We start from the raw sequence: 13,073 nt of genomic DNA, 5'->3' as shown, positions 1-13,073 counted from the left end.
GCATTAATCGACCGATTAAAGGGAGAGTCAAATGAAGATCGATTCGAGCATTGCCGCCGTCGTAACCGGCGGCGCATCGGGTCTGGGCCGGGCTACTGCCGAAGCTCTGGCAGCAGCCGGTGCAAAGGTCGCGATTTTCGACGTGAACAGCGAAAAGGGTGAGGAAGTCGCCCAGGCGATCGGCGGGCTGTTCTGCCATGTCGACATCACTTTGGAGGATTCGGTCGTCGCCGGCTTTGCCAAGGCACGCGCGGCGCACGGGCAAGAGCGGATCACGGTGCACTGCGCCATGACCAGCCGCCGCGGCAAGACGCTGGCCTTCGACAAGGAAGCCGGCAAGCTCAAGCGCTTGCCGACCGAAGACTATGAATACGGGGTCCAGGGCATCCTCGTCGCCTCTTACCGCATCGCCTCAATCTCGGCTGAAGGGATGGCCGGGCTGGAGCCGCTCGAAGATGGTGAGCGGGGCTGCATTACGCTGACCGCTTCGGTCGCTGCCCAGGACGGGCAGATCGGCCAGGTGATCTATGGTTCGGCCAAGGCCGGGGTGAACGGGCTCGTGTTGCCGATGGCGCGCGACCTGTCGGACCTTGGCATTCGCGTCAACTCGATCATGCCCGGGATCTTCGCCACCCCGCTGATGCTGGGGGCCAAGCCGCAAGTGCTCGAAAGCCTGGCGGCCTCGGTGCCCTTCCCCAAGCGGCTCGGCAAGCCGGAGGAATTCGGCAGCCTTGCGCTCGAACTTGCCCGCAACACCTATTTCAACGCCCAGTGCATCCGCCTCGACGGCGCGATCCGCATGGCCCCGCGCTAAGGAGTGACCGATATGACCCAATCACCGTTCCGTGACGGCATCCTTGACGGCAAGGTCGCCTTCGTCGCCGGGGGCACTTCCGGCATCAACCTGGGCATCGCCAAGCGCTTTGCCGAACTCGGGGCCAAGGTCGCGGTCTGCGGCCGCAACCCGGAAAAGGCGGCCAATGCCGCCGCCGAAATTGGGCATGGCGCGATCGGCCTGTCCGCCGATGTGCGCGACTATGGCGCGATCCGTGCGGCCATGGAGCACGTTCGCAATGAGTTCGGGCTGATGGACATCGTCGTCTCCGGCGCGGCGGGGAACTTCCTTGCCCCGGCCCTGGGGATGAGCGCCAATGCCTTCAAGACTGTGGTCGATATCGACCTGCTTGGCACCTTCAACGTGTTTCGCGGCTGCCACGATTTGCTCAACGTGCCCGGCGCCTCGCTGATCGCCATCACGGCCGGCCAGGCTGTCAATGCCGTGCAGCTTCAGGCCCACGCCTGTGCGGCCAAGGCCGGGATCAACCAGCTGGTCCGCGTGCTCGCGCTCGAATGGGGTTCGGACGTGCGGGTCAACGGCATCTCGCCGGGGCCGATCGCCAATACGGAAGGCATGGCCCGGCTCGCGCCTGATGCGGATACCCGCCAGAAGCATTACGACCGGATCGCGATGAAGCGCTGGGGCGAGATCGAGGAAATCGCCGAAGGCGCAGTGTTCCTCTGCTCGAACGCGGCGCGATATATCACCGGGACGATCCTGGACATTGATGGCGGCAGCCAGCTGGGCGACGCCACCCCGCGCAACCTGGAAAAGGGGCTGGCCTGACGGTCAGCCTCCGACGAGGGAGTCGCCCTTGCCGATCCGCTTGCCGCGGGTGATGTAGACCACGTCCCCCACCTTGGTGACGGCGAACAGCTTACGGCCAAAGTCGTTCGGCACGCCGATGCAGCCGTGGCTGGCATAGCCTTTTTCCACCTTGGTCCCGTGGATCGCCACGCCATCGTTGGTCAGGCGGTGGGTAAAGGGCATCGGGGCGCCGTCATAGGTGCTGGAATAGTGATCGGCCTTCTTCCAGATCACCGGAAACTTGCCCAGCGGAGTCGGCTTTTCGGTGGTCCCGAGGAGTACCGCAGTCGCGCCGATCTCATAACCGCCGCGGAAGACTGAGAGGACCCGCGCGTCAAGATCGACCGTCATCACCAGTGGGCCGTCGGCGGGCACGCCCGTTTCGTCCCAGTGCCATTCGCCGTACTTGATCGGGCCGGTGATCGGCAGGATCCGCTTGATCACAAAACGCTCGTCGCGCGGCTTGGCGGCCGGGGAGGCGGTTGGCTGCGCGGCGGGCTTGGCAAAATCGGCTCCGGCGACCGGCTTGCTCGATTGTTCGGCAACGCCTTTGGCGCGGTGTGCCGGGTCCTGCACCAACAGGTAGCCAGCCGCGCCGACCAGCGCGACGAAGGCCGCCACCATCCCTGTCAAGGCATTGAACTTCATTGACCTTTTGCGCCTTTGCTCGCCAAATCCGCAGCCTGCGTGTTAGCCAAAACGCCGTCCAGCGCCAGCGGGCTGAAATGGCTGTTTTCCGTTCGAGACCGGATAGCGCAAAAGGGTTAACGCGCTGGAACCGGGGCGAATTCCTCGAACAGGGTGGCGTACTGCTCGACCATCTCGTCTATCGCGAAGCGTTGGACCCGGGCAAAGCCGGCTTCGCGCAGCGCGGCACGGCGCTCGGGCGCGGCGATCAGATCTGCCATCCCGCGCGCCAGGGCATCGACATCGTCGACTGGAACCAGCTCGCCAGAAACGCCGGGTTCGATCACGTCGCGCGGGCCAAACTTGCAGTCGGTCAGCAGCAACGGCGCGCCGCAGGCCAGTGCTTCGGCCGCGACAGTCGGGAAGCCTTCCCAGCGCGATGGCAGGACGAACAGGTCGGCCTTGGCCATCCAGGCATAGGGGTTGGCGACAAAGCCGATGAAACGGACATGCTCGCCGATGCCAAGCTGCGCGGCCAGACGGTGGAGCTCGTTCAGACGGCTGCCCTTGCCCAGGATCACCAGGGCGTGGCTGCGCCACAAACCGCTCTGCGCAAAGGCTCGCAACAGCACTTCGTGGGCCTTCTGGTACTCCAGCCGCCCGGCGGTGATGATGTAGGGCCGCTTCGGCGCCCCCGGAACCGACTGATCCTTGGCAGCGGTGATCGTGCCGAGATCGATCGGATTGTTGATCATCCGCATTTTTGCGCGGCTCAGCGACAGATCGGCGATCAGGGTTTCGGCCATGTCGGTGGCATTGGCCAGGACCGCATCGGCGCGGTTATAGGCGCGGCTGGTGAGGCCAAGCGAGACCTTGCGGACGAATTCGTTGGGCGCTTCCTCGTTCACCACGGCCAACACGTTGTTGCCCTCGCGCGCGATCCAGCGCGGGCGGTGGCGGCCCAGGCCCATCAGCGAAAGCCAGGCGAGCAGGTTGGTACCCTTAAGGAAGCTCATCACCACGTCGGGCTGGGTTTCCTTGACCATTTGCCGGAAGGCGAGCGGCGCCCGCACCGCGCTGCTGACCAGCTTGCCGGGGGCATACTGGTCCGAGTTCGGACCATCATAGTTGAAGTGCGTCTCACCGTCGGGGGCAACCAGCAGCCGGCTCTCGTCCTCGACCAGGTTCACATAGGGTCCGGCCTTGCGCAGCAGGCCCATCCGCGCATCGATCCGGCTGGGATCAAGGCCGTTGAGCAGGTGCACGGCGACCCGCTCTGCCCCGCCGCCATGGAGCGAGGAGAGCAGCAGCAGCACCTTGAGCGGACGACCGATCGCAAGGTGCGGAGGAGCTGGAGCGTGCATATACCACCTTCCTCGCGACCGGGGCTGGCCTTGCCATTGTCATTCCCGACTGGCAAGGCCTTGTCGCCATGGGCAATCCTCCCTTGCCGAAAGATGAACCGTTGGTGGCCGAATTGCTGGTCGGTTCGGCCGCGTTCTGGGGGCGCTGCCGGACGGACATCCTGGGCGCCCAGCGCCGCGTGCTGATCCAGGCAATGACGTTTGAGGGTGATGCCGCCGGGCTCTCAGTGGCCGAAGCGATCGGCCACAGCCACGCACCGGACCGCCGGGTGCTGGTCGATGACTATACCCGCCAAGTCATCAACGACACCTTCCTAGCGCTTACCCGCAAGCCCGCAATCCATGCCGAGGCGCGCGCCACGGCGGCCATGTTTGGCCGCCTGCTGCGCCAGGGTGCGGGGGTGCGGGTGACCAATCCGATCGGCCGCAATCCGCTGCGCTACGCCTTGCGCAACCACAAGAAGCTACTGGTGATCGATGATGTCGCCTGGCTTGGCGGGATCAACTTCTCCGATCACAACTTTGCCTGGCACGATATGATGGTGCGGGTCGAACATCCGGGCCTGGCCGATTGGCTGGCCGGGGAATTCCACCGCGATTGGCTTGGGCAAGGCGGCAGCGCTTCAGCCGAGATCGGCGGGGCCACCGTGCTGAGCATGGACGGGGCCGATAATCCCGCCGGTTTCGCCCCGCTGATCGATGCTTTTGCCGGGGCGCGTCAATCGCTCGAAGTGGTCAGCGCCTATCCGACCTTTCCCTTTGTCGAGGCGATGGGCCGGGCCGCGCGGGCCGGGGCAGAGGTTACGCTCTATACCCCGCGCCCCAACAACAAACCGATCATCCGCGACTATCTGCTGGGCGTGGCCGATGCGGCGGGCATTCGCATTCGCCTGACCCCGATGATGACCCACGCCAAGGCCGCACTGATCGATGGCGAAGCGCTGGTGGTGGGATCGAGCAATTTCGATTTCGTCTCCTACCGCGCCAATGCCGAATATGTCGCCGTGCTGCGCGATGCCGCGCTGATCGAAGAGTTCCGCGAACACGTGCTGTTTCCGTTGCAGGCCGGGAGCACCGCGCCGATGGCCAGCGACCGTTCGGCCTTTCGGTCGTGGGGCGCGCGAATGGCGCTGGGTGCGGCGGATCGCGCGATTGCGCTGCTCAGCCACGGTCCGCGCATCGCCGACTGGGCAGACTAGTTTGCAAATCCGGATCGTTGCTCTAGGCAGCGGTCCAAAGGAGAACCCCCATGCGCCGCTCTGCCCTGCTGCTTGCCGCCACTCTTGCCGTCCCCGCCATGGCCGCCCCGCCCAAGGTGCCGAGTGCCACGGCCGAAGCCCAGGTGCTGGAGCTGTCCAAGCAGTCGATCGCGCTGCGGTCGGTCCAGGGTGGGGGCAACCGTACGATCGACGTTGCCAAGCTCTACAAGACCGCGCTGCTCGGCGCCGGTTGGGCGGAGAAGGATATCGAGATCACCCCGGTTGATGACACGGCCTATCTGGTCGCGACCTGGCAGGGCAGCGATCCCAAGCTCAAGCCGCTGATCATCTCGGGCCACATGGATGTGGTTGAGGCCAATCCCAAGGACTGGACTCGCGATCCCTTCACCCCGGTGGTTGAGAACGGCTACCTCTATGGCCGCGGCGCGAGCGACCAGAAGTTTTCAGAGATCCTGGCGATGGTCGGGCTGATGGAACTGCGCAAGGGCGGCTTCAAGCCCAAGCGCACCATCATCATCGCTTTCTCGGGCGACGAGGAAACCACGATGAAGACCGGCCGGATCCTGGCCGATCGCTTTGCCGATGCCGACATGGTGCTCAATACCGACGGTTCAGGCGGCGCGCTCGACGAGGCGACCGGCAAGCCGCTGTACTGGACCTGGGACGGGGCGGAGAAGACCTATGTCGATATCCAGCTCGAAGTGACCAATGCCGGCGGCCACAGCTCGGCTCCGCGCGCCGAGAATGCGATTGCCCAGCTCTCACAGGCCCTGGCCAGGATTGGCGACTATCGCTTCAAGGCCGAGCAGAACCCCTTGACCAAGGCCTATTTCGAAAAGGCCGCGCAGTTCGAAAGCGATCCCAAGCTGGCCGCCGCGATGCGTGCCTTTGCCGCGAACGTGAATGACGAAGCGGCCGTTGCCACCTTGCGCACCAGCACTGGCTATGTCGGCAAGGTAGGCACGACCTGCGTGCCGACCATGGTCCACGGCGGCCACGCCGTGAACGCGCTGCCGCAGCGCGCGACGGCCAATGTGAACTGCCGCGTATTCCCCGGCCACACCCGCGCTCAGATCATCGCCGAGCTGGAAAAGGTGGCGGGCGTGCCGGAGGTGAAGTTCACCGACGTGACCGGCGAAACGGCAACCGAAAGCAATGCCTCGCCGATGCGGCCGGATTACCTGGCAGCGGTGGACAAGGCGATGGCGGCGGCCTGGCCCAAGGTGCCGGTGATCCCGGCGCAAAGCTCGGGCGCATCGGATTCGATGTGGTACCGCGCCAAGGGCGTGCCGAGCTATGGGATCAGCCCGATCTTCATCAAGGACAGCGACGATTTCTCGCACGGCCTCAATGAGCGGGTCGAGCTGCGCAATATCCGTCCCGGCCTGATCTATTACTTCAGCCTGCTGCCGGCGCTGTCCAAGTAAGTGCTGTCGAAGTAAGCGCGGCCAACGCATCGCGGGCAATGGCGGCGGCTTCGTCTGCCGCCAGCTCGCGGGGTGAGAGGCATAGCTCCAGCCACAGCCCATCGACCAGCGCAGTGATGGCGATGGCTGTGCGGCGCAGCGCCGTGGCGGGCAGGCCGCAATCGGCCAGCAGCCCTTCCAGCTGGCCGCGGAAGCCGCCGTACTGCTCGTCATGCAGCGCGGCGATCTCTGGCCGGGCGCGAACCAGGCTCCAGAAGGCGATCCAGGTCGCCAGCAGCTCGGGATCGGCGATCGGCGCGGCGAAGCTGGCAGTGACGAAGGCTTCCAGCCGCGCGCGCGGGTCCTCACCCGCCGCTCTAACCGCCGCCTCCAGCGCCGCGTCAACCCGCGCGCCGGTATGGGCATAGGTCGCCGCGATCAGCGCATCGACGCCTGCGAAGTAATGCCCGACCAGCCCGGCCGACACGCCCGCCTCGACTGCGATGGTCCGCACGCTCGCCCCGGCGATCCCCTCGCGCGCCAGCACGCGGGCGCAGGCCTCGATCAGGCTCAGGCGGCGCGCATCGGGTTCTGACCGGCGGAAGGCGGGCTGGGTGGTCACTTGCGGCATCCTAGCACTTGTTGTACGAGCGTCCAACAAGGTTTGAGGGAGTCGTGACTTGGGCAAGCTGGAAGCCATCGTCGCCGAGATCGACGGGCCCGAGGTCGATCCCGATGCCGATTTCAGCCTGCCCGGCTGGATCTATCACGACCGCGAGTTCTTCGACCTTGAGATGGAACGGGTGATCCGCCCGTCGTGGCAGATCGTCTGCCACGTCAACGAGATCCCAAGCCCCGGCGATTACCAGACGATCGATTACCTGGGCGAAAGCGTGGTGGTGATCCGGGGTGACGACGGCGGGGTGCGCGCCTTCACCAATGTCTGCCGTCACCGCGCGATGCGGCTGGTCGAAGGGCCGATGGGCTGCGCCAGGAAGCTGGTCTGCCCTTATCACGCCTGGGCCTATGAGACCGATGGGCGCCTTTCGGGCGTGCCGATGAAGAGCGAATATCCGGCGCTGAAGCTGGAAGAAAATGGGCTGGTGCCGGTCGCGACCGAGGTCTGGCACGGCTTCATCTTCGTCAACCTGGCCCCCGGCGGCTTCCCGACCGTGACCGAGATGATGGCGCCGTTCGAGGGCGAAGTCAGCCAGTACCGCTTTGAAGAGATGGAGCGGATGGCCCCGGTCCGGCTGCGCCCGCGCGGGGTCAACTGGAAGAACGTGGGCGACAACTATTCGGACAACCTGCACATCCCGGTCGCGCATGACGGCCTGACCCGGCTGGTCGGCAAGACCTATCGGATCGAGGCCCACGGCTGGGCCGACCGGCTCTATGGCGACGTGGTCAAGAACGAGAAGCAGAACTTCTGGGAGCGCTTCTATCGCAGCCACCTGCCGCGCGTGGAGCACCTGCCCGAGGAAGCCCACGGCCGCTGGCTCTATTACAAGCTGTGGCCGAACATGGCCTTCGACATCTACGCCGACCAGATCGACTTCATGCAGTGGCTGCCGATTTCGCCGACCGAGTGCCTGCTGCGCGAAGTGGCCTATGCCCTGCCAGACAGCCGGCGTGAGATGAAGCTGGCGCGCTATGCCAACTGGCGGATCAACCGGGTGGTCAATGCCGAGGATACCTGGCTGATCACCCGCGTCCAGCAGGGCATGCAGAGCAAGACCTACGGCAACGGCCCGATCGGCAAGAGCGAGGTTTGCCTGCGCAGCTTTGCCCGCAAGATCCGGGCGCTGATCCCGGAGGCGCGCCAACCGTTCCAACCGGCGCCGGGATGGAGCAAGACGAAGCACAACTAGCAGGTCCCGTCACCCCGGGCTCGACCCGGGGTCCCGCTTCTTCCTGAGGCGGAGTGGCAGCGGGACCCCGGATCGAGTCCGGGGTGACGAAACTGGGGAAGAACGAAGTGACCAAGACTTACGACGCACTGATCATCGGCGGCGGCCACAACGGCCTGACCTGTGCCTTCTACCTTGCTCGCGCGGGGATGCGAGTGCGGGTGCTGGAGCGGCGCCACATCGTCGGCGGGGCGGCGGTAACCGAGGAGTTCCATCCCGGCTTCCGCAATTCGACCGCCAGCTACACGGTCAGCCTGCTGCGGCCGAAGGTAATCGCCGACATGCGACTGCACGATTACGGCTACCGCGTGATCGAGCGGACGATCAGCAACTTCTTCCCGTTCGAGAACGATTACGTGAAGCTGGGTGGCGGCCCCGGCCGGACCGAGGCGGAGTTCGCGCGCTTCTCCAAGCACGACGCCAAAGCCTATCCCAAGTACGATGCGGCATTGGAAAAGGTCGCCAACGTGCTGCGTGACCTGTCCTTGCAGATCCCGCCCAACGTCGGCGGGGGCCTGGCCTCGCTGGTCGCGGCGGCCAAGCAAGGCTGGCCGATGGCCAACCTTGACCTGTCGGTCCAGCGCGACCTGCTCGACATCTTCACCAAGTCGGCCCGCCAGTTCCTCGATGGCTGGTTCGAGCATGACTATGTCCAGTCCGCCTTCGCCTTCGATGCCGTAGTCGGCAACTATGCTGGCGTCTCGACGCCGGGTTCGGCCTATGTCCTGCTGCACCACGTGTTCGGCGAAGTGAACGGCAAGCTGGGTGCCTGGGGCCACTCGGTCGGCGGGATGGGCGCGATCACTCAGGCCATGGCCCGCGCCTGCGAAGACCAGGGCGTCGAGATCAGCCTTGAGGCACCCGTTGCACAGGTCCTGGTCAACAACGGCAAGGTCCAGGGCGTGAAGCTGGAAAGCGGTGAAGAGCTGATCGCGCCGATCGTCGCCTCCAATGCCGGCCCCGCGCTCCTCTATCGCCAGCTGGTTGACCAGAGCGATCTGGATGAGGACTTCCAGCGCCGGATCAAGGGCTTCAAGACCTGCTCGGGCACCTTCCGGATGAACGTGGCGCTGTCCGAACTGCCCGACTTCTCAGTGCTGCCAGGCAAGGAGCAGGCCGAGCATCACACCGCCGGGATCATCATCGCCCCGGGCATGGATTACATGGACCAGGCCTTCATCGATGCCCAGCAGCATGGCTGGTCAAAGAAGCCGATTGTCGAGATCAAGATCCCCTCGACCGTGGACGACAGCCTCGCCCCGCCGGGTTGCCACGTCGCTTCGCTGTTCTGCCAGCAATTCGATCCGACGGTCGATTGGGATGCCAATCGCGAGAAGGTGGCGGACCTGATCATCGACACGGTCAACGATCACGCGCCGAACTTCAGGAAAAGCGTGATCGCCACGCAGATTCACTCGCCGTGGGATCTTGAGCGCAAGTTCGGGCTGATCGGCGGCGATATCATGCACGGCACGATGGGGATCGACCAACTGTGGGCGGCGCGCCCGGTGCTGGGGCATGGCGACTATCGCGGGCCCATCAAGGGCCTCTACATGTGCGGCGCGGGCACCCATCCCGGCGGCGGCGTGACCGGCGCGCCCGGCCACAACGCGGCCCATGCCATCCTGGCCGACCGCCCGCTGATCAGGAAGCTCTTGCGTTCCTGACCCTTCCCCCTTGATGGGGGAAGGATACGCAGACTTGCGAGCTTGCTCGCTAGTCGTAGTTGGATGGGGGTGTGTTCACCCGCAGCGTAATGGTTAGCGGCAAGATCACCCCCACCCAAGCTGCGATAGTCTGCCATGCAGCCAAGCTTCGCTATCCCTCCCCCATCGAGGGGGAGGAGGCTAGCTGGCGGTTCTTTTGCACTGCCCAGTACACCGGCAGACCCGCGCCGATCAGCAGCGCGGCATAGGTGATCGCCTCGCCGCCCAGGCCATATTCGGCCCAGCAGAAGAAGGCGACCGCGACCAAAGCGGCCAGCAGCGTCAGCGTGTTGTCGCGCGCCAGCCGCAGCGCGGCCAGCGCGGCCATCAGGTAGGCGACGAGGCCAGCCGAAAGACTGACCGAGGCGATAAAGCCGAACAGGTCGGTCATACCCTTCTGGTAATTGAGCAGGGTGATGCCGCTGAGCAGTCCGCTTGACACCAGATGCGAGCGGACCGGGGTGCCGTGCTTGCCTTCCACCCCGAACCAGGCCGGGAAAACCCCGCCTTTGGCCATGGCCCAGGGCATCTCGGCCTGGACCAGCACCCAGCCGTTGAGCGTGCCGAAGGCGCTGATCGCGGCGAATAGCGCGACTGCAATCGCCACGTCGCTGCCCAGGTACCTGCCCAGGAAGCTGGCAATCGGGGCCGGGCTGGCGGCGGCCTCGCTCACCGGCATGAAGAGGGCAAAGGCGAAGGAAATGCCGAAGTAGACCAGGCCGGTCAGGATGACGCCCATCACGGTGGCGCGGGCGATATTGCGGCCGGGGTTCTCGACCTTGTCGGCGGGAACCGTGGCTGCCTCAAGGCCAAGAAAACCCCAGAAGGTCAGGCCTGCGGCCAGCGCGACATTGTCCGCAGTGAAGGGCACGCCGGGATCGGGTGCACGCGGCGAACCGGTCAGCCACAGCCACACCGCGATGCCGATCAGCGCGACCAGCGGCAGCAGCTTCAGCACCACGGTCACTTCCTGCAACCGTCCCGCCTCGCGCACGCCGCGGATATTTATGAAGGTAACGATCCAGACACAGCCAACCGCCAGCAAGGCAGGCGCGCCGGTCGTCGTGCCGAGCGCCGGGAAGATCAATGACAGGGCGCTGACCACGGCGACGGCGACGGCGGCATTGCCGACCCAGCTCATCACCCAATAGGCCCAGGCCGTGGTGAAGCCGGCCAGCGGTCCGAAAGCCGCCGTGGCATAGGCATAGGGTCCGCCAGCGAGTGGCAACCGCGCGCCGAGCGACGCAAAAACCCGCGCCAGGGCCAGCGCGCCGACGATCGTGATACCCCAGCCGGCGAATTGGTTCCAGCCGAGCGGGGCAAGCTGCGCGGGCAGGATATAGATCCCCGATCCCACCATGTTACCGATGACGAGCGCCAGCAGCGCCCAATACCCCAACTTGCGTTCCATCGGCCTTATCCCCTTCGCCGGGCAACCTATCGCTTGATCGCGCCGCGTCACCATGTTTCTTGGGCGCTGCATGAGCACGCAGATCAATCAATCCTGGCTGGCCCGCGCTGGCCGCTATCATCCGCGGCTGATCCAGGCCGCGATGGCGATGAACGAGAACGATCTGCCGGTTGCCGAGCCGTTGCTGCGCGCGCACCTGAAAGAGGATCCGCTCGACGTTTTCGCGATCCGGCTCTTCGCCGAACTCGCCGGGCGGATCGGGCGCTATGGCGATGCGGAAAACCTGCTGCGCCGCGCGTTGGAACTGGCCCCGGCCTTCACCCCCGCGCGCGCCAACCTGGCGCTTGTGCTCTATCGCCAGAACCGCCCGGCCGAGGCGATTGCCGAGCTGAACCGGGTGACCGAGGAAGAGCCCGATAATCCCGGCCATGCCAACCTGCAGGCGGCGGCGCTTGGCCGGATCGGTGAGTTTGACGAGGCAATCACGCTGTATGACCGCGTTCTGGCCCAGGCGCCCAACCAGCCGCGCGTCTGGATGAGCTTTGGCCATATGCTCAAGACAGTGGGGCGGCTGGATGACGGGATCGGCGCCTATCGCAAGGCGATCGAACTGATGCCCACCCTTGGCGAAGCCTGGTGGAGCCTGGCCAATCTCAAGACCGTCAAGTTCACCGAAGCCGATATCGCCGCGATGGAAGCGGCGCTCGAGCAGGGCGGGGTGGCCAAGGAAGACCGCTTCCACCTCGATTTCGCGCTGGGCAAGGCGCTTGAGGATCGGGGCGAGGCCGAGGCGAGCTTTGCGCATTACGCGGCCGGCAATGCCCTGCGCCGGACTGAACTGGATTATGACGCGGATGAGACCACCCGCTTTGTCGATCGGCTGATCGAACTGGCGACTCCGGAATTCTTTGCCGCGCGCGCCGGGCAGGGCTGCGATGCGCCGGACCCGATCTTCGTGCTTGGCATGCCGCGCGCCGGTTCGACCCTGGTTGAACAGATCCTGTCGAGCCACAGCCAGGTCGAAGGGACAACCGAATTGCCCGACATCCCGGCGCTGGCCCGGCGCGAGGGCAATTATCCACTGAGCCTGCCCGAACTCAGTCACGAGCAATTGGCCCGGCGCGGCGAGGAGTTCCTGCGGCGCACCCGCATCCAGCGCAAGACCGAGCGGCCGTTCTTCATCGACAAGCTGCCCAACAACTGGATGCACGTCGTGTTCATCATGCTGGTGCTGCCGAACGCGAAGATCATCGATGCGCGGCGGCACCCGCTGGGCTGCTGCTTTTCCAACTTCAAGCAGCACTTCGCCCGGGGCCAGGCCTTCAGCTACAGCCTGGAGGATATGGGGCGGTACTATCGCGACTATGTTCGGCTGATGGCACATCTGGACCGTGTCGAGCCGGGCCGCGTGCACCGCGTGATCTACGAGAGCATGGTTGACGACACCGAGGCCGAGGTCCGCGCGCTGCTCGACTATTGCGGCCTGCCGTTCGAGCAGGCCTGCCTGGAATTCCACCGCACCGAACGGGCTGTGCGCACCCCCAGCTCGGAACAGGTCCGCCGCCCGATCTTCCGTGAAGGGACCGAGGCGCATTTGCCTTATGAGCCCTGGCTGGGTCCGCTCAAGGCCGCGCTCGGGCCGGTGCTCGCGGCCTATCCGGCGGTTCCCGAAGCGTTGTAATTCTGCCACGCGGCGGACCTGATCGACGAACGTCTAGGTGGCCCCGCTTGACCTGCGCCGCGTACGGAATCAGACAGTCCGGATTGCAATGTTGGATGGGGTA

11 protein-coding genes are annotated in these 13,073 nt (G+C 65.3%); 7 read left to right on the top strand and 4 right to left on the bottom strand.

Annotation, left to right across the window (positions count from 1 at the left end):
• The first annotated feature begins 31 nt into the window (after positions 1-31).
• On the top strand, positions 32-814 hold the full coding sequence (locus FRF71_RS03970) for an SDR family NAD(P)-dependent oxidoreductase (RefSeq protein ID WP_147089341.1): 783 nt from the start codon (positions 32-34) through the stop codon (positions 812-814).
• A 12-nt stretch (positions 815-826) separates the two neighbouring features.
• Positions 827-1,624, top strand: coding sequence for an SDR family oxidoreductase (locus FRF71_RS03965; protein WP_147089340.1), 798 nt, complete (start codon positions 827-829; stop codon positions 1,622-1,624).
• Between the two features lie 3 nt (positions 1,625-1,627).
• Here the strand turns inward: FRF71_RS03965 and FRF71_RS03960 are convergent, their stop codons facing one another.
• Together FRF71_RS03960 and FRF71_RS03955 are read right to left on the bottom strand one after the other, a co-directional pair.
• Positions 1,628-2,293, bottom strand: a complete 666-nt coding sequence (locus FRF71_RS03960; RefSeq protein WP_147089339.1) for a L,D-transpeptidase family protein — start codon at positions 2,291-2,293, stop codon at positions 1,628-1,630.
• A gap of 116 nt (positions 2,294-2,409) precedes the next feature.
• Positions 2,410-3,636 carry a glycosyltransferase gene (locus FRF71_RS03955; protein ID WP_147089338.1) on the bottom strand — a complete coding sequence of 409 codons (1,227 nt, stop codon included), beginning with the start codon at positions 3,634-3,636 and terminating at the stop codon, positions 2,410-2,412.
• A 68-nt stretch (positions 3,637-3,704) separates the two neighbouring features.
• On the opposite strand from FRF71_RS03955, the gene FRF71_RS03950 reads away from it, so the two are divergent.
• Both FRF71_RS03950 and FRF71_RS03945 read left to right on the top strand, forming a co-directional pair.
• A complete protein-coding gene (locus tag FRF71_RS03950) occupies positions 3,705-4,835 on the top strand; it encodes a phospholipase D-like domain-containing protein (protein WP_147089337.1) in 1,131 nt (376 codons plus the stop codon).
• A 50-nt stretch (positions 4,836-4,885) separates the two neighbouring features.
• Positions 4,886-6,283, top strand: a complete 1,398-nt coding sequence (locus FRF71_RS03945; RefSeq protein ID WP_147089336.1) for a M20/M25/M40 family metallo-hydrolase — start codon at positions 4,886-4,888, stop codon at positions 6,281-6,283.
• On the opposite strand, the gene FRF71_RS03940 is transcribed toward FRF71_RS03945, so the two are convergent.
• A complete protein-coding gene (locus FRF71_RS03940; RefSeq protein WP_147089335.1) occupies positions 6,255-6,893 on the bottom strand; it encodes a TetR/AcrR family transcriptional regulator in 639 nt (212 codons plus the stop codon). The two genes, FRF71_RS03945 and FRF71_RS03940, sit on opposite strands and share 29 nt — an antisense overlap.
• A gap of 49 nt (positions 6,894-6,942) precedes the next feature.
• On the opposite strand from FRF71_RS03940, the gene FRF71_RS03935 reads away from it, so the two are divergent.
• The gene (locus FRF71_RS03935) at positions 6,943-8,133 is read left to right on the top strand and encodes an aromatic ring-hydroxylating oxygenase subunit alpha (protein WP_420359392.1); all 1,191 of its coding nucleotides are present in this window, start codon (positions 6,943-6,945) and stop codon (positions 8,131-8,133) included.
• A 107-nt stretch (positions 8,134-8,240) separates the two neighbouring features.
• Positions 8,241-9,839: a phytoene desaturase family protein gene (locus FRF71_RS03930; RefSeq protein ID WP_147089334.1), complete on the top strand. Its 1,599-nt coding sequence runs from the start codon at positions 8,241-8,243 to the stop codon at positions 9,837-9,839.
• Positions 9,840-9,990: 151 nt separating this feature from the next.
• On the opposite strand, the gene FRF71_RS03925 is transcribed toward FRF71_RS03930, so the two are convergent.
• Positions 9,991-11,289, bottom strand: coding sequence for an amino acid permease (locus tag FRF71_RS03925; RefSeq protein WP_238339405.1), 1,299 nt, complete (start codon positions 11,287-11,289; stop codon positions 9,991-9,993).
• A 70-nt stretch (positions 11,290-11,359) separates the two neighbouring features.
• On the opposite strand from FRF71_RS03925, the gene FRF71_RS03920 reads away from it, so the two are divergent.
• Positions 11,360-12,970 (top strand): tetratricopeptide repeat-containing sulfotransferase family protein, encoded by a 1,611-nt coding sequence (locus tag FRF71_RS03920; RefSeq protein WP_192900028.1) that lies wholly within the window; start codon positions 11,360-11,362, stop codon positions 12,968-12,970.
• The last annotated feature ends 103 nt before the right edge of the window (positions 12,971-13,073 follow it).

Origin of the sequence: Novosphingobium ginsenosidimutans, assembly GCF_007954425.1 — a bacterium.
GTDB lineage: Bacteria > Pseudomonadota > Alphaproteobacteria > Sphingomonadales > Sphingomonadaceae > Novosphingobium > Novosphingobium ginsenosidimutans.
This window is presented reverse-complemented; position numbering and strand designations above follow the sequence as displayed.

What these genes read in the sequence shown, in the direction of transcription:
- FRF71_RS03970 (WP_147089341.1), top strand. Translation starts at nt 32, where the DNA reads ATGAAGATCGATTCGAGCATTGCCGCCGTCGTAACCGGCGGCGCATCG.
- FRF71_RS03940 (WP_147089335.1), bottom strand. Translation starts at nt 6,893, where the DNA reads ATGCCGCAAGTGACCACCCAGCCCGCCTTCCGCCGGTCAGAACCCGAT.
- FRF71_RS03955 (WP_147089338.1), bottom strand. Translation starts at nt 3,636, where the DNA reads ATGCACGCTCCAGCTCCTCCGCACCTTGCGATCGGTCGTCCGCTCAAG.
- FRF71_RS03960 (WP_147089339.1), bottom strand. Translation starts at nt 2,293, where the DNA reads ATGAAGTTCAATGCCTTGACAGGGATGGTGGCGGCCTTCGTCGCGCTG.
- FRF71_RS03945 (WP_147089336.1), top strand. Translation starts at nt 4,886, where the DNA reads ATGCGCCGCTCTGCCCTGCTGCTTGCCGCCACTCTTGCCGTCCCCGCC.
- FRF71_RS03920 (WP_192900028.1), top strand. Translation starts at nt 11,360, where the DNA reads ATGAGCACGCAGATCAATCAATCCTGGCTGGCCCGCGCTGGCCGCTAT.
- FRF71_RS03965 (WP_147089340.1), top strand. Translation starts at nt 827, where the DNA reads ATGACCCAATCACCGTTCCGTGACGGCATCCTTGACGGCAAGGTCGCC.
- FRF71_RS03925 (WP_238339405.1), bottom strand. Translation starts at nt 11,289, where the DNA reads ATGGAACGCAAGTTGGGGTATTGGGCGCTGCTGGCGCTCGTCATCGGT.
- FRF71_RS03950 (WP_147089337.1), top strand. Translation starts at nt 3,705, where the DNA reads ATGGGCAATCCTCCCTTGCCGAAAGATGAACCGTTGGTGGCCGAATTG.